This is a genomic window from Escherichia sp. HH41S, from assembly GCF_009820115.1.
Classification (GTDB): Bacteria; Pseudomonadota; Gammaproteobacteria; order Enterobacterales; family Enterobacteriaceae; genus Escherichia; species Escherichia coli_F.
Genome location: NZ_VNXE01000078.1, coordinates 1 through 23,043 on the forward strand (window position 1 = coordinate 1; position 23,043 = coordinate 23,043).

Consider the following 23,043-nt stretch of genomic DNA (forward strand, 5'->3'; position numbering starts at 1 on the left):
CAACGCCATTTCATCGCCATCCCGCCGAGCATACAGGCCTCGGAAGAGCCAATGGTGTTGGTGCCAACGGCCTGACCGTTTTTTGGCGCAGGCGCATGCCACAGGTCAGCAACCATGTTTACGCAACGCAGGTCGATAGCTGCAGATTGCGGATATTCTTCTTTGTCGATCCAGTTTTTGTTGATCGACAAATCCATCAATTTATGGACGTTTTCGTCGTCCCAGGTCTGGCAGAAAGTGGCCAGGTTCTGACGAGCGTTGCCATCAAGATATAATTCATCATTGATAATCTGGAATGCGACATCATCGCGCATTTCGTGCAGCGGAAATCGTTTTGACTCCGCGATAGTAGAAATGGCCTTTGCGCCAAAACGTGAATCGAGTAGTTCTGAGCGGAAATCCGTTAACAGCTTCTGGTCCATTTCGAACTCCTTAAATTTATTTGAAGGCAATAAAAAAGTAGGATTTATCCGCAATGGAAGCAAGGCATTACCGGCTTAATTTAAATAACAAAATCCTAAGCAGAAAAAGGACTTTTTATAATATAAACGTTTAACATGATAATATTAAAAACAGACTTTATTGTCGTAATAAAAATCGCCCAAACATTCCTGTTCGGGCGATCAAATTAATTATTGTTTATCCTGCATATACGGCGTATATACCCCGTTCAGACTGTGCAGGAAAGCTACGATATCATCCACATCTTCCTGCGGCAGCTCTTTGCCTACCTGATAGCGCAGCATCAGTTTTACCGCCCCGTCCAGCGTCGGCACGTCACCGCGATGGAAGTACGGTGCCGTTAAAGCAACGTTACGTAAACCGGGTACTTTCTGACGCAATTTATCACGCTCTTCTTTAGTAACATTCATACGACCAATATCCGCCGCCGTAATTTCCCCAAAGTTAAAGTCTTTTTTCAGCCCCAACGGCTCGAAAGAACGTCCGCCGAGAATAATACCACCATGACAAGTTGCACATTTATTATCTTTAAATAATTGATAGCCTTTTTTCTGTTGCGCCGTCAGCGCATTCTCATCTCCACGCAACCATTTATCAAATGGGGAATCCGGCGTAATTAATGTTTTCTCAAATTCAGCAATAGCATCAGTAATATTTTCGCCACTGAAACCTTGCGGATAGACTTCGAGGAACTGCGCTTTAAGCTGCGGATCTTTTTCCAGCTTAGCAATAATTTCGTCCCAGGATTTCGACGCCATTTCAATCGGGTTCAACGGCGGTCCACCCGCCTGATCCTGCAATGTTGCCGCACGACCATCCCAGAACTGCTCAACGTTAAATACTGAGTTAAATACCGTCGGTGCGTTAATCGGTCCAACGGCACCACCAACACCAATCGACGTTTTTCTGCCATCAACGCCACCCGCATTTAACGCATGGCAATGTGCACATGAAATGGTGCTATCAGCCGATAAACGGGGATCATGATACAGCGTAAAACCCAACGCCACTTTTTGCGCATCGGTAGGCAGTTTTTGCGGAATAGGCTGCACCGGTTCATTGCGATGCTCCGGAGCAGTATCATTACTGGCGTAATATTCCGCTCGCTGTTTTGCAATCCAGGCAAGTATTTCCGCCCGCTCTTCATCACTCACCTTACCCGCCCAGTGTAGCGCGGTGTAACGCGTTGGCGGCATAGTTTCATACTGCATCACCCATTCAATCTTATTCAGATCGCTTTGCGAAACGGGTTTATCTGCCAACAGAGCCGCACGCACGGCCTCGAGGTTAAAAGATTTATATCCAAGCTTAATGTCGTAATCCATCAACTGTTTCGCGCCAGGAATATAATAATAGGCGGGTAATTCTGCCGAAGGCGTATGACAATAGTCGCATCCTTTTTCGCGAAGAAAACCTAAAACCTGATTATTTTCACTGACAGCAGATGCCTGAACATCGGCCTGTTTACTGCGTTTATTATCGTGGTACCACACATAACCAGATAACCCTAAATAGCAAATCGCGACGCCAGCCAGGCCGATCGCGGTAATACGTGAGACCATTTTCATTATTCTTCCCTCACGGTGGTGAGTTATTGTGACCCAGAAAATTTTCCAGAATGCTGCAAACGTCTCTGCGAGACAAAGCCATCATAAAAAACAGGGAAATACGCTTTTTGATAGGAATCAATCAATTACATGAATATAAACTATCAATAAGATAGTCTGTACCTATTATACAGAGCAGGAATGGCATATCATGATTGCGGCGAGAGCAGGATTGAATGTTCTGAAAATGAAAAACAACACGGAATCCGTATTTTTATAAATTCTATTGATATTAGTGCGTTATATTTTTTGACAAGTTAATAAACGTGATCCACCGCACGCTTTGTCGCCCACCAGGCGGAGCGAATGACTACCCTTAAAGAAAAGCCCGATAATTAGCGACGAATTTCGGAGGTCGGATCCTTATGCTCAATCAGAAAATTCAAAACTCTAATCCAGACGAACTGATGATCGAGGTCGATCTCTGCTATGAACTGGACCCGTATGAATTAAAACTGGATGAGATGATCGAGGCAGAACCAGAACCCGAGATGATTGAAGGGCTGCCCGCCTCTGATGCGCTGACGCCTGCCGATCGCTATCTCGAACTGTTCGAGCATGTTCAGTCGGCGAAAATTTTCCCCGACAGTAAAACCTTTCCCGACTGCGCACCCAAAATGGACCCGCTGGATATTTTAATCCGCTATCGTAAAGTGCGCCGTCATCGTGATTTTGACTTGCGCAAGTTTGTTGAAAATCACTTCTGGCTGCCGGAGACCTACTCCAGCGAGTATGTATCGGACCCGCAAAATTCCCTGAAAGAACATATCGACCAGCTGTGGCCGGTGCTTACCCGCGAACCGCAAGATCACATTCCGTGGTCTTCCCTGCTGGCGCTGCCACAGTCTTACATTGTTCCAGGGGGCCGTTTTAGCGAAACCTACTACTGGGATTCCTATTTCACCATGCTGGGGCTGGCGGAAAGTGGTCGGGAAGATTTGCTGAAATGCATGGCCGATAACTTCGCCTGGATGATCGAAAACTATGGTCACATCCCCAACGGCAACCGCACCTATTATTTGAGCCGCTCGCAACCACCGGTTTTTGCGCTGATGGTGGAGTTGTTTGAAGAAGATGGTGTACGCGGCGCGCGCCGCTATCTCGACCATCTGAAAATGGAATATGCCTTCTGGATGGACGGCGCAGAATCGTTGATCCCTAATCAGGCCTATCGCCATGTTGTGCGGATGCCGGACGGATCGCTGCTCAACCGTTACTGGGACGATCGCGACACGCCGCGTGACGAATCCTGGCTTGAAGACGTTGAAACCGCGAAACATTCTGGTCGCCCGCCTAACGAGGTGTACCGAGATTTACGCGCGGGGGCGGCCTCCGGTTGGGATTACTCTTCCCGTTGGCTGCGTGATACCGGTCGTCTGGCGAGCATTCGTACCACCCAGTTCATCCCTATCGATCTGAATGCCTTCCTGTTTAAACTGGAGAGCGCCATCGCCAACATCTCGGCACTGAAAGGCGAGAAAGAGACAGAAGCACTGTTCCGCCAGAAGGCCAGTGCCCGTCGCGATGCGGTAAACCGTTACCTCTGGGATGATGAAAACGGTATCTACCGCGATTACGACTGGCGACGCGAACAACTGGCGCTCTTTTCCGCTGCCGCCATTGTGCCGCTCTATGTCGGTATGGCGAACCATGAACAGGCCGATCGTCTGGCAAACGCCGTGCGCAGTCGGTTACTGACACCTGGCGGGATTCTGGCAAGCGAGTACGAAACCGGTGAACAGTGGGATAAACCTAACGGCTGGGCACCATTACAATGGATGGCGATTCAGGGATTTAAAATGTACGGCGATGACCTTCTGGGTGATGAAATCGCGCGCAGCTGGCTGAAGACGGTGAATCAGTTCTATCTGGAACAGCACAAACTGATCGAGAAATACCATATTGCCGATGGTGTTCCCCGCGAAGGCGGCGGTGGCGAGTATCCGTTGCAGGATGGGTTTGGCTGGACTAACGGTGTGGTACGCCGTTTAATTGGTTTGTACGGCGAACCATAATATTTTTACAGCCAGCCGCTAACGTCCTGCTGGCTGTAAAATTATCCTCTTCAGGAGGAGATATTTAACATCATTGCCGCCTGGGTGCGATTTTTCACTTCCAGACGGCGATACAGGGATTCCAGATGCGCTTTTACCGTTCCGGTACTGATATTCAGCGCCCTGCCGATCTCTTTATTTGATTCGCCCGCCGCTAACATGGTTAAAATCTCCCGCTGGCGGGCGCTTAACGATTTGAGATCTTTAATGTCCTTTTCCGGCGTCGTTCGCCAGTCTCCCGGCAGAAACATCATCCCCATCGCCGCACTATTGACCGCCAACGCAAATGTCTCGACGGTTGAATCACGAGGCACAATGGCCAGCACATTAAAATGAATAACTTCCTGTAACCACCGTTTGTTGCAATCCGTCGCCGTAATTAACACCTTAACCTCAGGAAATTGCACCACGGTTTTTTGCAGCAACCAGTAGCAAAACTCACCATCCTGATCGCCATCGAGCATCACTAAGGCTTCAGGGTAACTTTCCAGCTTTTGCCATAACTCGTCTGCCTGACTGGCCCCCTGAATACTCACTCCTGGAATACGATGCTGTAAACTGATTTTCATTCCATGAATAAATATTGACTGCCTGTCAAACATGACTATTTGCATAACTGAATCTCCACCTGAATACGTTAAAAAGACTTAAGTAGTGGAAGGGTATTACCCGCGAGAAAAAATAAGAATTCGCCATTTGGCGGTGGCCATTCTACAGAGATGACGCGTAGAAAATAGTTACCGATATAAATAGTTACAGCTAAACGCCTGAAATTACATGTCGAGGGCATTATTTAAAACAATTTTGAGGATTTCCTTATATTGATGGCTAGTACGCATGCAATTAAAAATGAAATTCCGCGACCACAAGCCAAAATAACAAACGGCAATGAGACAAAAATAAGCACAAATAGCCAATACGTCCTCTGTTCACTTTAAAGGGAATCGCTGAAAAATACGCTCTGTTTAAGGGGATTCACCGTTCTCATAAAGCTATTCTCCCCTTTTCCTACTGAGAAATCGCCACATTCGTCATGACAACATTGTGAAACCCGGCATTAGATGTTAGAAAAACAATAAACAATGCGATATGCGCGTTACTGTTTCGCTGTGAACAACAATCGGTCAAAGAAATGGATAAAATTCACGCAATGCAGTTGTTCATCAAAGTCGCGGAGCTGGAAAGTTTTTCCCGCGCAGCGGATTTCTTTGCTTTGCCAAAGGGAAGTGTTTCGCGCCAGATACAGGCACTGGAACATCAACTTGGCACCCAGCTTCTCCAGCGCACCACGCGACGGGTCAAACTCACGCCAGAAGGCATGACCTATTATCAACGGGCAAAAGATGTGTTGAGTAATCTCAACGAACTGGACGGTCTGTTTCAACAGGATGCCACCAGTATCAGCGGTAAATTACGCATCGACATCCCACCAGGAATCGCGAAAAGCCTGTTACTGCCGCGCCTGTCGGAATTTCTCTATCAGCATCCGGGAATTGAGCTGGAACTGAGTAGCCATGACCGTCCGGTAGATATTCTTCATGATGGTTTTGATTGCGTGATACGCACTGGCGCGTTATCGGAAGATGGTGTTATCGCCTGTCCCCTCGGCAAACTAACCATGGTCAACTGTGCCAGTCCACACTATCTGACACGCTTTGGTTATCCACAAAGCCCCGACGATCTGACTTCACACGCAATAGTGCGTTACACACCGCACCTGGGTGTACATCCGTTAGGTTTTGAGGTTGCCAGCGTTAATGGTGTCCAGTGGTTTAAGTCTGGCGGCATGTTGACGGTAAACAGTAGCGAAAACTATCTCGCCGCCGGTCTTGCCGGTCTGGGGATTATTCAGATCCCGCGCATTGCCGTGCGCGAAGCCCTGCGTGCCGGGCGGCTTATTGAAGTATTACCTGGCTACCGTGCCGAGCCGCTCTCCCTTTCGCTGGTTTATCCGCAGCGTCGGGAGCTTTCCCGGCGTGTAAACCTGTTTATGCAGTGGCTGGCTGGCGTAATGAAAGAGTACCTGGACTGACCGACTATACTTTTTAAGAATGATCAAGACAGAAGGATAAAAGAGCGGATGACGCAGGAAAACGAGATTAAACGTCCCACCCAGGATCTGGAGCTCGAGCCGATTAAACCGCTGGATAATAGCGAGAAAGGCGGCAAAGTTAGCCAGGCGCTGGAAACCGTCACCACTACTGCCGAAAAAGTCCAACGCCAACCGATTATTGCGCACCTGATTCGCGCGACTGAACGCTTTAACGATCGGCTGGGGAATCAGTTTGGTGCGGCTATCACCTATTTCTCATTTTTGTCGATGATTCCGATTTTGATGGTGTCGTTTGCCGCCGCTGGTTTCGTTCTGGCCTCCCATCCGATGCTGCTGCAGGATATCTTCGACAAAATTCTGCAAAATATTAGCGATCCGACGCTGGCAGCTACATTGAAAAACACCATCAATACCGCCGTTCAACAGCGTACGACGGTAGGGCTTGTCGGCCTGGCGGTGGCGCTTTATTCCGGCATCAACTGGATGGGTAACCTGCGTGAAGCGATTCGCGCTCAATCGCGCGATGTCTGGGAACGTTCGCCACAGGATCAGGAAAAATTTTGGGTTAAATATCTGCGTGATTTTATTTCGCTGATTGGTTTGCTGATTGCGCTCATTGTGACGCTTTCGATCACCTCGGTTGCCGGTTCGGCGCAGCAAATGATTATTAGCGCCCTGCACCTGAACAGCATTGAGTGGCTGAAACCAACGTGGCGGTTGATTGGTCTTGCGATTTCCATCTTCGCCAACTATCTGCTTTTCTTCTGGATCTTTTGGCGATTGCCGCGCCACCGTCCGCGCAAAAAAGCGCTAATTCGCGGAACATTTCTTGCTGCTATAGGTTTTGAAGTGATTAAAATCGTGATGACCTACACACTGCCATCGCTGATGAAATCTCCGTCTGGCGCAGCATTTGGCTCCGTGCTGGGACTGATGGCGTTTTTCTACTTCTTCGCTCGTCTGACGCTGTTTTGCGCGGCGTGGATTGCCACCGCCGAATACAAAGACGACCCGAGAATGCCGGGGAAAACGCAGTCTTAAAATATGCCGGATGCAGCGTAACGCCTTATCCGGCCTACGAATTTATTCGGCCTGGCTCCCCGTAGGCCGGATAAAATGCGCCAGCATCGCATCCGGCTATCATGCGCACATAACCACTTAAACTCTTCCCCAGAGCCTTTTCTGTCATCTCTTAGGAGCAAACAATTTCATTCCAACTCATTACTCCAGCATATAAATCCAGTTGGTAACTTTTATTTAACCTAAAACCAGTTTTATCCACCATTTATGAAATTATGTGAAGCATTTCATAGAAGAAAAATCACCAGCTTAAACATTATTCCCTTTTTGGCTGATTTTCGACCAACTCCGCGATTTGTTACACATTGAAATATCACTTTTGCTGTGCGTAATATGGCTATTCGTTAGCCAAAAAATAAGAAAAGATTATGCAAGCAACAGCCACAACACTCGAAAATAACCAGGAATTTACGCCGGTAAACTCACGTAATAAAGTTCTGGTTGCCTCACTCATCGGTACAGCCATTGAGTTCTTCGACTTCTATATTTACGCAACGGCAGCCGTTATTGTGTTCCCGCATATCTTCTTCCCACAGGGTGATCCTACGGCAGCAACGCTACAGTCGCTTGCCACCTTCGCCATCGCCTTCGTCGCGCGCCCTATTGGCTCTGCCGTCTTTGGTCATTTTGGCGATCGCGTTGGGCGTAAAGCGACGCTGGTCGCCTCGTTGCTAACGATGGGGATTTCGACCGTGGTGATTGGTCTGCTGCCGGGCTATGCCACGATTGGTATTTTCGCCCCGCTGCTGCTGGCACTGGCTCGATTTGGTCAGGGTCTGGGCTTAGGCGGCGAATGGGGCGGAGCGGCGCTGCTGGCAACCGAGAACGCACCACCGCGCAAACGTGCATTGTACGGCTCCTTCCCGCAGCTGGGCGCTCCGATTGGCTTCTTCTTTGCCAACGGCACTTTCTTACTGCTTTCCTGGCTACTGACCGACGAGAAGTTTATGAGCTGGGGTTGGCGCGTGCCGTTTATCTTCTCGGCGGTGCTGGTCATTATCGGCCTGTATGTTCGCGTGTCGCTGCATGAGTCGCCGGTGTTTGAGAAAGTCGCTAAAGCGAAAAAACAGGTGAAGATCCCGCTGGGTACGCTGCTGACCAAACATGTTCGCGTAACCGTACTGGGTACGTTCATTATGCTGGCAACCTATACGCTGTTTTACATCATGACGGTCTACTCAATGACCTTCAGTACCGCCGCCGCGCCCGTGGGTCTTGGCCTGCCGCGTAACGAAGTATTGTGGATGCTGATGATGGCAGTGATTGGTTTTGGCGTGATGGTGCCAGTCGCCGGACTGCTGGCCGATGCCTTTGGTCGTCGTAAAAGCATGGTAATCATCACCACGCTGATCATCCTGTTCGCGCTGTTCGCCTTTAACCCGCTGCTCGGTTCTGGCAACCCGATTCTGGTTTTTGCCTTCCTGCTGCTGGGGTTAAGTCTGATGGGACTGACCTTCGGGCCGATGGGCGCGCTGTTACCAGAGCTGTTCCCGACAGAAGTGCGTTACACCGGAGCATCGTTCTCTTACAACGTAGCGTCGATTCTCGGGGCTTCCGTTGCGCCGTATATCGCAGCCTGGTTGCAGACTAACTACGGGTTAGGTGCGGTGGGGTTATATCTGGCGGCGATGGCTGGCTTGACCTTAATCGCCCTGCTGCTGACCCATGAGACGCGACATCAATCGTTGTAATAAGGTTGAAATTGCCTGATGCGCTACGCTTATCAGGCCTGAATTTCCATAAAATATATTGAATTCGCAAGGATTTGTAGGCCGGATAAGGCGTTCACGCCGCATCCGGCAGTTTCCATCACTTCTTCATCTGCGACAAAATCGTCCGACACTGATTAGCCTCCCCTTCGGAAGGAGAGATCAGCGCCAGTAACGCCGCCGCCGGTGTTACCAGCGTTGCCAGTGCCGCCGCAACAGCACCACGGGCAATCAACGGCCCGGCTTTCACCCCAGCCTGCGGATTTTTAAATGTCCCACGCACATACAGCGGCGAACGCAGTGTGATAATGCGAATCCCTTTACTTTCTGGATCGATAGTTAAATCCAGCTGTTCCGAAGCAAAACTTGCCGTGCCGGTAACATTGATCAACGCATTCTCAGTATCAAAAGCAAAAATCTGCGGACGCGCCACACCGTTGGCAATATCCAGATTCGCCGCCGCGCAGTTCACCCGCACCTCATCATCACCAAATATCGCACCGACAATGTAGTTGCCGACATTCAGGCCGACAATCTCCATCAGGTTGCGGCTCACCAGCCCGTCATTCATCAACAGTTTCAGGTTGCCGTTACTGTTGCCTAAAAGCGCCGCCACCGAGTTACCGCTACCGCGTAGTTCCGCGTCACCGTTCATTTCCCCCAGCGTCTTCTGCATCAGTTCTACATCGGGCATCAGTTCTTTCAGTTTCAGCCGACGCGCCTGAATATCAGCCCGCCCCTGCATCGGTTTTTTATCACCTTCCAGATGAATATTCGCCGCAATGCTGCCGCCTGCCATGCCAAATTTCAGCGGTTGCAGGCGCAGGTCAGCATTTTTGAGGATGATATGAGTAGAAAGATCGCTAATCGGCAAGCTACTACCATGTTCAATGCGCCGCCCTTTGAAGCGAACATCGGCATCCATGACGTCCCATTTATCGGTTTCGAAGCGGTCATAAGGCAGCACTTTGCCCGCAGGCTGAACGCTTTTTTCGCCTTTCTTCTGCTCAGACCGTTTCGACTTTTCTGCACCTTTTCCAGAATCAACGCCAATCAATGGCCCTAAATCTGCCAGCCGCAATTGCCGCGATTCGACATCACCTTCCAGTTTTGGCCGTGGCTTGCCGGTGGTGTAGATCAGAGAACCGTGGATATCACTATCGCCAATGCGCCCATTAAAACCGCGATAATCAAAGACCGACGATTTTTCAGTGTCGATTTTCGCTACCAGCCGACCATCCGTTTCAAACGGCGGGGTATCGGGCAGCAGAACACCCGTCAGTTCATAGAGATCACCCAGCGAATCGCCAGAAAATTTAAGCCGTAAATCGACATCGCCCATCTTCATTGGGTCATTCACGACGCCATCAAAAGCGACGCGAGTATTCCCGGAGCGGAAATCAGCCTGTACCGGAAACGGTGTACCTTCGCCGCGTAGTGCCAGCATACCGCCGATTTTACCTTTGCCCGTGAGCGGTTCACCGTTATAACGTCCCTGCGCCTTCAGACCAAAAACGTAATCGCCCACCTTTTCTTTGTCCGCTTTACCTTTCGATCCGGTAACTTCACTGAACGGCAGCGGCTTGCCTAACGGATCGACAAAAATTTCCAGATCCGCTTTGCTTACTTTGTCATCAATAGCGATCCGCCCTTGATCGAACAGAATATTATCCAGTCGAAACGACCACGCCGACGGCTTTGCATTCATGTCTTTGTTGTCATCATTGGCGAGATTAAAGGTCCAGTTATTGTTCTTTTCAGAGAGACGAATCAGACGCGCGTCGGGCTTCTCCAGTTTTATCCACGGCAGCCAGACCGTTTTGGTCAGCAACGCCAGCGGGGCCAGTGTTGCCTCTACGCGTGGCAAATGCACCATTGTGACTTCGGGAATATCCGGCGGATTGCCAAGAATGATGTCTTCTGCATGCACATGAGGCCACGGCACCCAGCTGCGCCAGCCGGTTTCTTGTTTTTGCCGCTCCCACACCACGCCCAGATCGCCACGGATAGCGAATGGACGATTCAACTCCGCAGAGACTTTCTGGTTGATGGTCGGTTTGAGTCGATTCCAGTCAAATGTTGCAATCAAAATGATCGCCACGACAATCAACAACAAGAAAGTCCCTGAAATCGCAGCGGTTATTTTGCCTGCCTTGCTCATCATTCGCTTCCTCATATTTCTTCCTGTGCCAGTCCTAAAGATAGTCCAGCCAGGCAGAAAATGAGGCAGCTTATAGCGCCAGAACTGCCGAATTCAGCGTTTCTATCGGTGCCGGGCGTGAAAGAAACCAGCCTTGTGCGGCAAATGCAGGCGAATTTTGTACATCGCGCCACTCTTCCTGCGTTTCCACACCTTCGACAATCACCCCGCGACAATAGCGATTCATGAGATGTAAAAGCTGAGAAAAGAGCGTGCGTCCTTCCGGCGACTGACGCAGCATCACAAACAGCTCACGGGCGATTTTGATGTAGTCGTAACGTACTTCACTTAGCGCAGAGAAATTTGCCATCCCAGTGCCGAAATCATCCAGCCACAGCGGACCAAATTCACACATCGAGGCAAAGGTTGAGTCTTTTGGCAGGCGGATGTGTTCTACCAGTTCGAAACGCAGCCAGGGAAGATGCTCAATCTGGCGCAGGATTTTTGGTTGCTGACGCAGGGCGATGAGCGTAGGACCATCAATATTGACCGATGCCAGCAGGCCGTGCTCGACAAAGAAGTCGGCATTTTGCGCCAGCAAATCAATCTGCTCTTTCACAACCTCCATCCGATGGCTGACGGTGATTTCAGTAAAATAGCGATCCGGCGGCAGACGTTGTAAAGGGTTCGAGGGATGCGTGACCACCGTTAATAGCTCCACGGCCATTAACCGTCCGCAGGTTTGATAGATCGGCTGCCAGGTGTAAGCACGCTCACACTGCAACCAAAAACGCCGTTCCTGCAAGCTCTCGATGCTTGCTTCAGGGTTGCTTATTCGCTGGATAACCTGCCTTATCATCAAAGATGTCCTGTGTTTAAAAGTGATGCTGCCCGGACTCGACAAAGATTATCGGCGCGCAAGGGCAGAACTTTACCGCCTGGCCGGGTTAAATTTCCCCACTCCACAACGGAATCTTTCAGGAATACGTTCTGGCTCAAAAAAATAATGGAACACTGTTTTAATATGGTTGACCAGCAAACCACCACAGCGCAAACTAACGCTAATTTTTTACAGATCAGGTTCACGACTATGTCCAAAAAGATTGCCGTGATTGGCGAATGCATGATTGAGCTTTCCGAGAAAGGCGCGGACGTTAAGCGCGGTTTCGGCGGCGATACCCTGAACACTTCCGTCTATATCGCCCGTCAGGTCGATCCTGCGGCATTAACCGTTCATTACGTGACGGCGCTGGGAACGGACAGTTTTAGTCAGCAGATGCTGGACGCCTGGCACGGCGAGAACGTTGATACTTCCCTGACCCAACGGATGGAAAACCGTCTGCCGGGTCTTTACTACATTGAAACCGACAGCACCGGCGAACGTACGTTCTACTACTGGCGTAACGAAGCCGCCGCCAAATTTTGGCTGGAGAGTGAGCAATCCGCAGCGATTTGTGCAGAGCTGGCGAATTTTGATTATCTCTACCTGAGCGGGATTAGCCTGGCAATCTTAAGCCCGACCAGCCGCGAAAAGCTGCTTTCCCTGCTGCGCGAATGCCGCGCTAACGGTGGAAAAGTGATTTTCGACAATAACTACCGTCCGCGCTTGTGGGCCAGCAAAGAAGAGACACAGCAGATGTACCAGCAAATGCTGGAATGCACGGATATCGCCTTCCTGACGCTGGACGACGAAGACGCGCTGTGGGGTCAACAACCGGTGGAAGACGTCATTGCGCGCACCCATAACGCGGGCGTGAAAGAAGTGGTGGTGAAACGCGGGGCGGATTCTTGCCTGGTGTCCATTGCTGGCGAGGGGTTAGTGGATGTTCCGGCGGTGAAACTGCCGAAAGAAAAAGTGATCGATACCACCGCAGCTGGCGACTCTTTCAGTGCCGGTTATCTGGCGGTACGTTTGACGGGCGGCAGTGCGGAAAATGCGGCGAAACGCGGGCACCTGACCGCAAGTACCGTTATTCAGTATCGCGGCGCGATTATCCCGCGTGAGGCGATGCCGGCGTAAAAGCAGCATATGCAAAAGGCTGGATAAAGTGTTACCCCTCTATCCAGCTCATCCATAAATACCTGATGGTTGTGCTAACTCATCACCATCAGGCATTACTGTGCGGGTGGAATATCCGTCACTTCAGGATGTACGTCATCCGTGGCAACTGAGGTTGTGGCAGCAGTAGTAGATGGGGCCATGATTTGATCCCAGGCCGCCTGCAACGCTTTCATGTTAAATTCTGGCTCGCCTTTCGGCTGCAGAAGAATTAACGCCATATCGTTCGACAACTGCTGACGCAGATCCTGATTTAACATCTCCACCGTCAGGCTGTTAAGGAAGTCCTGGCGCAGTTTCTGATATTGCTCCGGCGCGATATCAACGACCTGATTTTGCAACGAACGCATCCGCTGACCCATCAAAATATCGGTATCAGCTCGCGCATAGGCGGCAAACAGTTTCTGCAGCTCCAGTTTCTTTTGCGCCACTAACGCATTGAACTCTTCTTCCGGCAGACCTTTATCGCGAACCTTTGCCAGCTCACGCGCTACCAAATTAAGGTTGCTGTTCAGCTTGTCGTTTGGTGATTCGATGTTGATGGCACACTGCGCACGCAGATACAGCACACGGCAGTCAAATCCAAGACCGATGTCTTTGCTGTTACTGGTGCTTAACGCTTGCTGAACGTGCCAGAACAGCGCCTCACGGGCCAGGTCCGCACGCCAGTAGCGCAGCAGTGCGGCTGATTCACGAATTGGCTGCCACGGCGTATCCCACATGATAGATAACCGGTCCTGACGTACCGCATCGGTCATAATACTCACCGCTTCAGGACGCAGCGGAGAAAGCGTCGGCACCGGAGCCGGTGTTTCACGTTTGCCTTTCAGTTCGCCAAACGTTTTGTTGATTTGGTCGACAACCGAGCGCGCATCCACGTTTCCCACCACCAGCAGCGTCATTGCATCCGGGGTGTACCATTTCTGATAGAAATCTTTAATCTTTTCCGCTTCAACGGGTTGTTTCAGCGGATCGGCAGGATCGTGACCTAACAAGGTTGATCCTTTCAGACGATAGCGCCACCAGCCCTCTTTAGTATCGGCAGGCCAGGTTGCCACCATGTCCTGACTTTGCAGCGCGTGGTTGATGGTTTCTGGCGTGATAGTCAGTTTGCCAGTGGCATTTGCCAGATAAGAGAGCGCTTCTTTCAGCAAGTCGTTACGGTTATTGGGCAAACTCAGATTAAACAGCGTGGTGTCATAAGAGACAATTACCGGCGGCATCGGGCGTTTAGGGTCGATCCCCTGCTGCCACAATGAACGCGCCTGTGCTGCGTCAAGGCCACCGCTTTGCGTTAACGCAATACGAGGGATGGCGTGACTGTAACCGCTCTGTTGTGTACTTTCGGCGAGCGAACCGGTATTAACCAGCAGGCGAATTTCAACGCGATCGCTGGGACGCTGGGGCGTGGTCAGCACTTGCCACTGTAAACCGTTGGAAAGCGTCCCCTGTTGCCATGCTGGATCAGGCTGGAGCGCATCTGCCTGCACATAGCCAGCAGTGGCCATCATCAGCAAACCGCCCGCTAAAAGTCGAATTTTTGTGCCCTGCATGTGAACCCCTGATCAACTATCCTGGTAATAAAAAACTGCCCGTTGTCGGTCAGTCTAAATGACATTAAAAACACTTCGTGTTAGACCGCAAGAACATGAAAATGTCACGGAAGAAGTGAAATAAACCTGAACTCACCCAGGTGGTAAGTTCAGGCACAGGGGTCAATTATGCGCAAACACCCGCACTCGGGGAAGGGAGTGCGGGCATAAGTGGTGAGATTAAGAGGATAATTCGTGCGTTTTGCCATCCGGCGCACGATTATTCAGCACATCGTCCAGTTTTTTGTGGTCCAGTTCTTTCACCCACTTAGCAACAACAATGGTCGCTACGCCGTTACCGACCAGGTTAGTCAGCGCACGGGCTTCTGACATGAAACGGTCGATACCGAGGATTAGCGCCAGACCCGCTACCGGCAAATGGCCCACCGCAGAGAGCGTCGCCGCCAGCACGATAAAGCCACTGCCCGTTACCCCTGCAGCCCCTTTGGAAGAAAGCAGCAACACAATTAATAGTGTGATTTGGTGAACGATATCCATCTGACTGTTAGTGGCCTGGGCGATAAACACCGCCGCCATTGTCAGGTATATCGATGTGCCATCAAGGTTAAACGAGTAGCCTGTCGGGATGACCAGCCCCACCACCGATTTGCGGCAGCCGAGTTTCTCCATCTTGTCGAGCATACGCGGCAGCGCCGACTCGGAAGATGAAGTCCCCAGTACAATCAGCAATTCTTCACGTATGTAGCGAATAAATTTGAAGATACTGAAACCGGTCGCTTTGGCGATTGAACCCAATACCAGCACCACAAACAGGATACAGGTGATGTAGAAGCAGATAATCAGCTGCCCCAGTTGCACCAGTGTGCCGACGCCGTATTTACCGATGGTAAACGCCATTGCCCCGAACGCACCAATAGGTGCCAGACGCATGATCATATTGATGATGCCGAAAATGACCTGCGAGAAACTTTCGATCACGTTAAAAATCAGTTGGCCTTTGCTGCCCAGACGGTGGAGCGCAAAACCAAACAGTACGGCAAACAGCAGCACCTGCAGAATGTTACCGCTGGCAAATGCGCCAATGACGCTCGCCGGGATGACATCCATAATGAAGGCGACAATGCCCTGGTCTTTCGCCTGATCGGCGTAAACCGCTACCGCTTTCGCATCAAGCGTTGCCGGATCGACGTTCATTCCGGCACCAGGCTGCACGACGTTAACGATGATAAGACCAATAATCAGTGCGATGGTGCTGACAATTTCAAAGTAAAGCAGTGCGACTGCGCCGGTACGACCGACCGCCTTCATGCTTTCCATGCCCGCAATGCCCGTTACGACGGTACAAAAGATGACAGGAGCGATGATCATCTTAATGAGCTTAACGAACCCGTCGCCAAGCGGTTTCATTTGCTCGCCTATTTCAGGGTAGAAATGGCCAAGGAGAATACCAATGGCTATCGCTGTCAGGACCTGAAAGTAAAGGCTTTTAAACAGAGAGGTTTTCATAGGGTGTCCTTTAGTAAAACCACAGGTCTTGTAAGGTTATGGGGTACCTGCGGCCTTAAAATAACACCCAGACAACATCACAGAAATGTACCTGGATCATAATTGAAACAAAAAGGTTAAAAAGTTTGAGCTGGCTCGCACAAACCGGCACTTTTTAAAGTTTTGTAATCAGTTTGGGGTAGCTACTTTTCTTCCAGGTAACTCTCTTCGAAGATTTCAATAGGGAGTGGGCGAGCAAAAAGGAAGCCCTGGGCAATACCCACGCCCGCTTTTGCCAGCCAGTCGCGCTGCGCTTCAGTCTCCACGCCTTCGGCAATCATTTGTAAGTTCAGACTTTGTGCCAGCATGATAATTGCTGCAATCATGCTGCTATCTTCTGGCAAGCCTTCAACAAACATTTTGTCGATTTTCAGTACGTCGATTGGCAACGATTTCATATGCTGCAGCTGACGCAGCCCTGCGTAGCCCATGCCGAAATCATCCAGCGCCACCCGAACGCCGGCATTACGCAACGGGCGGAGGATTGCCACCGCTGCATGAGGGTCATCAATACGTCGGCTTTCTGTCACTTCCAGAATCAGCGTTCCCGGCTGAATGCGATAGCGGGTTAACAGTTCCAGCATATCCGCCACCATATTCGGGTGCATCAGTTGCAGCGCCGAGAGGTTTACCGACAAGGGCAGCATAATGCCGCGCTCTTGCCAGGCAGCCAGCAGTCGGCAGGACTCTTCCAGCACCCAGTGACCGACGGTAACCATCAGCCCACAGCACTCAATGCGATCGATTAAGCCATTCGGCAGATCCCAACTGCCATCCGGTTGCTGGATACGCAGTAACACTTCCGCACTGACCAGTTTACCGCTGGTCATCTCGACCTGTGGCTGTAACCAAATCGCAAACTGATGATTTTCCAGTGCATTAAGGATATCGCTCTCTTCCGTCAACCGCTGTTGGGCGGCTTCCATCTGCTGCGGATCAAAGAACTGAATCTGATTCTTACCTTTATGGCGAGCGGTAAATGCCGCAGAAATAGCGCGACTGTAAAGCTGTTCGGCGGTGAGATCGCCGTAGAACATCGCCACGCCAATGCTACAGTGCGGACGGAGTTGAATACGTTCAATCGGCAGGCGCTCGCTCATGATAGTGAGCACTTGCTGACCTAAAGTAATAGCATGCCACGGTTCCTGTACACCATTGGCAATGACAGCAAAGTCATAACCACTAATCTGCGCGAGGATCATACGTGGCGACAGTACCGATTTGAGTTTTTCCACCAGCGTCAGCAGCAGAATTTCTCGTTGCGCCTCTTTCAGCACGCCCGCAGTATCACGCAGGGTTTCACAGGTGATAATCATCAGCGCGGTGGTTTGTTTACGCGCGACAACCTGCTCCAGCATCTCCATCAGCAAGGCTTTGTTCGGCAAATCCGACACCGGGAAGCGCATCGCATTTTCGTTCTGTTCTTCATAATGGCGCTGCAGCAATTGCTGGTTGAGGTTGTAACTGCGCACCAGCATACCGATTTCATCGTCCTGATGCAGACGTGGTAATGCCAGTTGGTGACCAACAAGCTCCTGGGCTGGGATGGCGTTAAGTTCACGAGCAATATTGCGTAACGGATGCAAAATCAGGCGGTTAATGCACCAGCTAATCGCCACCGTCAATATTAACGACAAAAGTAAGTAAATGGTCACTAACGTTGAGAGGGTGCTCATCACGAACTTATACATGCGGAAGGAATCCGCCTGTAGCACCAGATAGGCAATTGGCTGCGGGTTTGCCGGACGTTCCAGCGAGTAAACGCCCAGCGAGATTTGCACCGGTAGCTCAAACATGCGAGTAACCATTACCGGCACCGGACGCTCTGGAATAAAACTTTTACGCAGCGCCTGGAACTGGTTAGGCAGCACCACATCGGCACGGCTGACCACGCCTGCCGGTTTAATGCTGGCAAGAATAGCTTCCGCTTCGGGAATATCGCCTTTCAAAATGGCAGAAGATAAGGGTTCGCGGACAGAGCGAGCAATGCTTTCCAGTTGCGTAGCCGTGTTATAGCGATTCTGCTGGACCAGATGGAACAGCAAAACGGTGCAAAAAATAAAAACGAACACCAGGACAACGGCTGCCACCATTGCCATCTGCTTGATTGTTAACGAGCGACTTACGCGCAAATTGTCTCCCCCCGGAAATCCCAGATTGCCGCCCGAGTATACCCGATCGCAGCGGCATTAAGAGAGGCGCTATCTGAAAACTTACCAGTCGGCGTAAGGTATCAGCGGCTGCGGCGGTAAATCCATGTCACCCTGCCATCCGGCGGCGGAATAACGTACGTAGAGCAGGAAATGGCTGGGCGCGTAATCCTTCGCTTGCTGGATATCAATTGCCGTACCGACAAACCAGTTGGATGTGACGCGACGCTCAAGTAATGCCCGCGCCGTATAGCCAAAGCCCTGACTGCTGCCGCCATCGTTGGATTGCCGCGCAGCTTCTTCCTGCCAGTCAGTCGGGATCAGATTCATCAGCGGATACCGCGGCATGGTTTTGGTGCGCGAATGCGACCACGAACCAGACGCCCCCAGCTCCCACGACCAGTTTTCTGTCCGTTCACGCCACATCACCGGAATGGCAAACGACAGGTATTCCTGCGGGCTGTAGTAACCGCCCTGACCGAGTGAGTACCCACTCAGGTCTTTGTCGTAATGCCAGATCATATTGTTCAGGCCAATGGTCACACGGCGATTATTCTGGTTGATGACCTTATAGTAATAGCCCGTCATCCAGCGCACGCGCCAGTTATCTTCGACATTTTTACCGGTTAACTGGTCACCGCTAAGCGATGCCCAGACGCCGTTTGCTTCACCTTTATCGTAGCTCAGGCTTAGCCCCACGCCGTCGGCACGCACGCCGCCCCATTTTTTCCCGGTATTGCTCGGGGAGTCTTTTTGCCCGCCAAAGGCCAGCAAAGAACTGGAGATGGGCCGACGATGGGCGTTAACTGTGTAACCCAGCGGCCCGATATCATCGCTGTAACTGATGCCGCCGACCACATCCACCACGTTGAAGCCCATCGGCGTGGTGCCGATATCCCAGCTCCAGACGTCATTTCGCCAGCCGACCGCCACGCTGGCACCGGAATCCGACTGGCTGCGGTTGCCGCTACAGTCCTGTAATGTACAGGTGCCCCAGTTGTCATCCCATTTGCCATCGGCATTCGTGGAGAAACTGCCGACGTTCATATTGACGAAATCACTGCGAAAGAACATCCGCCCGTCAGAATACGGCGCATCCACCTGCAACATGGTAGTGTGCGCTTTCAGATCGGAGTAACCACCGGTGCCGCTCGACCCCCAGTAATCGTGCTCGAGGGTGACGTTAAGATCCTGCTGGCGATAGAGGTCCGCTGCATCGCTGCGCACGCCGCGTTTCAGCCAGTCATCTTTCTCGTCGTTACGGGTCAGCCGGGTAAAGGTGTCGTTATCCTGCGGACGCGTCGTGGTCACACCGGATGCGACCATCGCGTCTTTGTAGGTTTCCAGCGCCTGCTTTGGATCGCCCGCCTGCGCTTCAAACTTCGCACCGTCGCGCAGCACCATCGCACTTTCCATCGACGGCGGCTGAGATTTTGCCAGCGGGATCAACTGATTAAATTTCTGCTGCGCCGCTGCGGTATCGCCAAGCTGCGCCTGTGCCAGCGCCACGCGCCGCTGAGTGTTCAGCGAGGTGTTATCGGTGGCAGGCAGTTTCGCCAGCTGGCTACGTGCCGCCGCTTTGTCACCGGCAGCAATATCCACTTCCGTCAGACCAAGAATGGCATCAGCGTTAGTTGGCTCCCGCGTCAGGACATTCTGATATGCAGCACGGGCAGCAGCGTAATCACGTCGTTGTTGCGCCCAGTCAGCCAGCGTCAGATCAATACGCGAGGAAGGCGGTTGCTGGCGCAGCATCGCTTCTGCTTCTGCCTCTTTACCGTTTTCTCGCAGGCGATTAGCGGTTTCCAGCACCTGGTCGCTTTGCAGCCGATTAACCAGCTCCTGAATATCGCTGTTCCACTGCGCGCGCGGCAGGCTGTTGATATGCGCCAGTGCCGCTCTGTCCTGGTCGTGACCTGAGAGGTACAGCCCGTAAGCGTAAACCTGCTCCGGGTCGTTCGGCTTCTGCTGCGCGAGATTGCGCATTAACGTATCGGCCTGGCTGCGTTGTCCGGCCTGCCAGAGATCCTGCGAAAGTCGGTAAGTAATCCATACACTGCCGGGGTCCAGTGCCAGTCGTTGCCGCTGAAGTGCTGCTGCCTGCGCCCATTTGCCCTGGTTTTCCAGTGCCTCTGCCTGCTGTGCCAGACGATCGTTTTGCAGGCTACGTTCGATATCATCAATGCTGCGCCGCTGGCTGGCAGAGAGCGAGGCGATAAACGCTTCGGCTTTTTCTGGCGATTGCTGGCGGTAAATATTCGCCAGCCCGCGCACGGCGTTGGTATTGCCGCTGTCCATGCGCAGCGTCTGCTGGTAATAGCGTTCGGCGGCGGAATAATCTTTTCGCGCCATCGCCACATCGCCCAGCCCCAACACCGCATAGCTGTCGGTGTTATCGACACTGCGCGCCTGCTGGAACAGGCGTTCTGCCCGGTCAGGATTATTGGCTTTCAGCGCGGCATCACCCTGCTGGATCGCCAGCCAGTAGCGGTTTACTTTCAGCAGACTGTTCCATTTGTCGTTGTTGCTGCTGTGCGGGTCCAGTGCGAGGGCTTTTTCCAGATTCGCCACCGCATTGACGCGATCGCCTTTCTGAGAATACGCCTGGCCCAGCGCCCCCAGTGCCTCACTGTCTTTCGGGTTCGCCCGCACTGCCTGTTGTAGTTCGGGAATGGCTTTACCCGCCATGCCAGAGTCCACCGCCGCTAAACCTTGCACACGTGCGCGGAAAGCAGGATCGGCCAGCTGTTTTTGCTGTTCTGCCAGTTGCGATTGCGCAGCAGCTACGCTGTCGCCATCGCTAAAGATAGAGAGATATTTTTTCAGCGCCTGCACGCTGGCATCGCTGACAGGCATGTCTTTAATCTGCCCGTACCAGATTTTAGAGGCTCCCTCGCGTCCGGCGTTCGATTTCGCCATCTGCTCCAGTACAGCAAAACCTTCATCACGCCGATCGCTACTAAACAGCAATAGCGCCAGATTGTTTTGCAGGCCCGTATTGCCCGGCGTATCCGCATTAATGCGTTTTAGCTGATTAATCGCTTCGCCACGGCGAGCCGGAATTTTCGCCACCGTACTCCAGTACTCGACGGCAATGTCACCTTCCGGCGGCGCACCGTTGAACAGCTTGTTGTAACTCGCCACAGCTTCTTCTGCATGACCGGTAGTCGCCTGCAATCTTGCCTGTTGCAGTGCCTGACGACCATCCGGCGTAGAAAGTAACATTGTGGTCCGCGACGATTTATACGCATTTGAACTCGGCGCTAACTGCGACAGCCGATCGAGCTGTTTTTGCGCGCCATCAATATCGCCCTGACGTAACAGAGAACGGAAACGGGCGGCAACGACGTCCGGGTTATTCGGATCAATAAGTTCCAGCCGATACAACGACTGTTGCACCAGGTCTTCACGATGGGTCGCTTCGCCTAACCGAACTTGCTCCAGCAACTGTTGCTGAGCGGTTGGTGCTGCCTCGACCATCGGCATGACGGCCAGACCGAGGGAAAGCGTGAATATGTTTAGTGTGAATTTGCGCATTCCTGGCCCCAGTCAGGTAATAACTCACCTTTTGTCGAGAAGCGGAAACGGTGTTGATCCCAGCCTTGTCCAAACAGGGTCAGCACATAGTTGTAATAGGCATCGCTGCCGGGAAAGTTATCGGCCACGCGCTGGCGCTGAACGGCCTGTGCATCGCGGTTTTGTAAAAAGGGCAGCATGGCGGCAGAAAAACCGACCGGTCCTTTACCCTGCGCTTTCCCCGTAGCCACATCGACTTTTTCCGGCGGATAGCCGTTTTTCTCGGTGAATGTAGCCATCGGTTTAAACCGGTTGAGCATCCGCGCTTTTTGCGGATCGCTGTCAGGCATCATGCCTACCCACATGTAAACACGGATAGCGTCGTAGCTGCTGATCAATGTTTTTTCGGCTTTTAGCTGCCAGCCTTTGTCTTTCTCATAGCGCACCCAGTCTGGTGAAAAGCCTTTCGGGGCGGTTTCCAGCAATAAACGTTGATTGGTTTCGCGCAGCGTAGTCCACGGCGCGCCAAAGCGGGTGAAATACTGCGCCAGCGTCGGCGGCAGGTAGCTGGGGTTAAAACGCCAGCTGTTATCCTCAGCAAATCCCACTTTGCCCGGCAACAACATGGAACCCAGCCCAGGCACCGTCACCACTTCCTCCCGCGCAATACGTTTTAACAACGCGCTGCCGATGTCGGTATAACGCTGCTCTTTCCACAAACGCCCCGCCTCCAGCAACGACCAGGCCATCCAGACATCACCATCAGAGGCCGAATTGCTGTCCAGCACTTCCCACTTACTGTTCTCTTTCTTGCCCCACAGCCAGGCGGGCAAATGTTCTTTTAAAGAACCCTGAGCGAGATTGTTCTGTGTCCAGTCGAGAATATTATCGAAAGCTGCACGGTCGTTAGCCGCCAGGGCAAAGAACATGCCGTAACTTTGCCCTTCGGAGGTGGTGATTTTGCGCGCGTCGCTGGGGTCGATGACGCGCCCTTCCTGACTGATGTAATCCTTTTTGAACTGCTCCCAGGCAGGCCAGTTGCAGGCAGCCTGAACACTAAAGGCAGCCAGCAGCAGCATCGTCACGAGTCCACTACGCAACACATTCATCTTCAA

General features: G+C 51.8%; 15 protein-coding genes. 5 read left to right on the top strand and 10 right to left on the bottom strand.

What is annotated here, in order from left to right:
* The coding region (locus tag FQZ95_RS15115; protein WP_001481891.1) for a pyridoxal-dependent decarboxylase at positions 1–422 on the bottom strand (422 nt) is incomplete at its 3' end.
* 210 nt (positions 423–632) lie between these two features.
* Positions 633–2,030: a cytochrome c peroxidase gene (gene ccp, locus FQZ95_RS15120; RefSeq protein WP_000784846.1), complete on the bottom strand. Its 1,398-nt coding sequence runs from the start codon at positions 2,028–2,030 to the stop codon at positions 633–635.
* 404 nt (positions 2,031–2,434) lie between these two features.
* Between ccp and FQZ95_RS15125 the strand changes: the two genes are divergently transcribed.
* Positions 2,435–4,084, top strand: coding sequence for an alpha,alpha-trehalase (locus tag FQZ95_RS15125; protein ID WP_000934242.1), 1,650 nt, complete (start codon positions 2,435–2,437; stop codon positions 4,082–4,084).
* A 50-nt stretch (positions 4,085–4,134) separates the two neighbouring features.
* Here the strand turns inward: FQZ95_RS15125 and FQZ95_RS15130 are convergent, their stop codons facing one another.
* Complete coding sequence (locus FQZ95_RS15130; protein ID WP_001167663.1) at positions 4,135–4,737, bottom strand: helix-turn-helix transcriptional regulator; 603 nt, start codon at positions 4,735–4,737, stop codon at positions 4,135–4,137.
* 518 nt (positions 4,738–5,255) lie between these two features.
* Between FQZ95_RS15130 and FQZ95_RS15135 the strand changes: the two genes are divergently transcribed.
* From FQZ95_RS15135 to FQZ95_RS15145, 3 genes are all read left to right on the top strand, one after another.
* A complete protein-coding gene (locus tag FQZ95_RS15135) occupies positions 5,256–6,155 on the top strand; it encodes a LysR family transcriptional regulator (RefSeq protein ID WP_032185444.1) in 900 nt (299 codons plus the stop codon).
* 48 nt (positions 6,156–6,203) lie between these two features.
* A complete protein-coding gene (yhjD, locus tag FQZ95_RS15140) occupies positions 6,204–7,217 on the top strand; it encodes an inner membrane protein YhjD (RefSeq protein ID WP_000191271.1) in 1,014 nt (337 codons plus the stop codon).
* 407 nt (positions 7,218–7,624) lie between these two features.
* Entirely contained in the window at positions 7,625–8,947 is a 1,323-nt protein-coding gene (locus FQZ95_RS15145) for an MFS transporter (RefSeq protein WP_160530385.1), read from the top strand.
* A gap of 118 nt (positions 8,948–9,065) precedes the next feature.
* On the opposite strand, the gene FQZ95_RS15150 is transcribed toward FQZ95_RS15145, so the two are convergent.
* Both FQZ95_RS15150 and pdeH read right to left on the bottom strand, forming a co-directional pair.
* A complete protein-coding gene (locus FQZ95_RS15150) occupies positions 9,066–11,126 on the bottom strand; it encodes an AsmA family protein (RefSeq protein ID WP_032185387.1) in 2,061 nt (686 codons plus the stop codon).
* Between the two features lie 70 nt (positions 11,127–11,196).
* Positions 11,197–11,964: a cyclic-guanylate-specific phosphodiesterase gene (gene pdeH / locus FQZ95_RS15155; protein ID WP_001353592.1), complete on the bottom strand. Its 768-nt coding sequence runs from the start codon at positions 11,962–11,964 to the stop codon at positions 11,197–11,199.
* Between the two features lie 231 nt (positions 11,965–12,195).
* Between pdeH and kdgK the strand changes: the two genes are divergently transcribed.
* Positions 12,196–13,125 (top strand): 2-dehydro-3-deoxygluconokinase, encoded by a 930-nt coding sequence (gene kdgK, locus FQZ95_RS15160; RefSeq protein ID WP_032185445.1) that lies wholly within the window; start codon positions 12,196–12,198, stop codon positions 13,123–13,125.
* A gap of 95 nt (positions 13,126–13,220) precedes the next feature.
* Here kdgK and FQZ95_RS15165 read toward each other — a convergent pair whose 3' ends face one another.
* The 5 genes from FQZ95_RS15165 to bcsZ all read right to left on the bottom strand — a co-directional run bounded on the left by FQZ95_RS15165 (position 13,221) and on the right by bcsZ (position 23,037).
* Positions 13,221–14,717, bottom strand: coding sequence for a M16 family metallopeptidase (locus FQZ95_RS15165; protein WP_001163147.1), 1,497 nt, complete (start codon positions 14,715–14,717; stop codon positions 13,221–13,223).
* Positions 14,718–14,936: 219 nt separating this feature from the next.
* Positions 14,937–16,223 carry a C4-dicarboxylate transporter DctC gene (gene dctA / locus FQZ95_RS15170; RefSeq protein ID WP_000858214.1) on the bottom strand — a complete coding sequence of 429 codons (1,287 nt, stop codon included), beginning with the start codon at positions 16,221–16,223 and terminating at the stop codon, positions 14,937–14,939.
* Positions 16,224–16,405: 182 nt separating this feature from the next.
* Positions 16,406–18,394 (bottom strand): biofilm formation regulator HmsP, encoded by a 1,989-nt coding sequence (hmsP, locus tag FQZ95_RS15175; RefSeq protein ID WP_160530386.1) that lies wholly within the window; start codon positions 18,392–18,394, stop codon positions 16,406–16,408.
* Positions 18,395–18,475: 81 nt separating this feature from the next.
* Positions 18,476–21,949, bottom strand: a complete 3,474-nt coding sequence (bcsC, locus tag FQZ95_RS15180) for a cellulose synthase complex outer membrane protein BcsC (protein ID WP_088542270.1) — start codon at positions 21,947–21,949, stop codon at positions 18,476–18,478.
* Complete coding sequence (gene bcsZ, locus FQZ95_RS15185; protein WP_001353587.1) at positions 21,931–23,037, bottom strand: cellulose synthase complex periplasmic endoglucanase BcsZ; 1,107 nt, start codon at positions 23,035–23,037, stop codon at positions 21,931–21,933. The genes bcsC and bcsZ overlap by 19 nt, the downstream gene beginning before the upstream one ends.
* Between the last annotated feature and the right edge of the window lie 6 nt (positions 23,038–23,043).

Coding starts and splice junctions, on each gene's coding strand:
- kdgK (WP_032185445.1), top strand. CDS start 12,196: ATGTCCAAAAAGATTGCCGTGATTGGCGAATGCATGATTGAGCTTTCC.
- ccp (WP_000784846.1), bottom strand. CDS start 2,030: ATGAAAATGGTCTCACGTATTACCGCGATCGGCCTGGCTGGCGTCGCG.
- FQZ95_RS15165 (WP_001163147.1), bottom strand. CDS start 14,717: ATGCAGGGCACAAAAATTCGACTTTTAGCGGGCGGTTTGCTGATGATG.
- yhjD (WP_000191271.1), top strand. CDS start 6,204: ATGACGCAGGAAAACGAGATTAAACGTCCCACCCAGGATCTGGAGCTC.
- FQZ95_RS15145 (WP_160530385.1), top strand. CDS start 7,625: ATGCAAGCAACAGCCACAACACTCGAAAATAACCAGGAATTTACGCCG.
- FQZ95_RS15130 (WP_001167663.1), bottom strand. CDS start 4,737: ATGCAAATAGTCATGTTTGACAGGCAGTCAATATTTATTCATGGAATG.
- dctA (WP_000858214.1), bottom strand. CDS start 16,223: ATGAAAACCTCTCTGTTTAAAAGCCTTTACTTTCAGGTCCTGACAGCG.
- bcsZ (WP_001353587.1), bottom strand. CDS start 23,037: ATGAATGTGTTGCGTAGTGGACTCGTGACGATGCTGCTGCTGGCTGCC.
- FQZ95_RS15135 (WP_032185444.1), top strand. CDS start 5,256: ATGGATAAAATTCACGCAATGCAGTTGTTCATCAAAGTCGCGGAGCTG.
- FQZ95_RS15150 (WP_032185387.1), bottom strand. CDS start 11,126: ATGAGCAAGGCAGGCAAAATAACCGCTGCGATTTCAGGGACTTTCTTG.
- pdeH (WP_001353592.1), bottom strand. CDS start 11,964: ATGATAAGGCAGGTTATCCAGCGAATAAGCAACCCTGAAGCAAGCATC.
- bcsC (WP_088542270.1), bottom strand. CDS start 21,949: ATGCGCAAATTCACACTAAACATATTCACGCTTTCCCTCGGTCTGGCC.
- FQZ95_RS15125 (WP_000934242.1), top strand. CDS start 2,435: ATGCTCAATCAGAAAATTCAAAACTCTAATCCAGACGAACTGATGATC.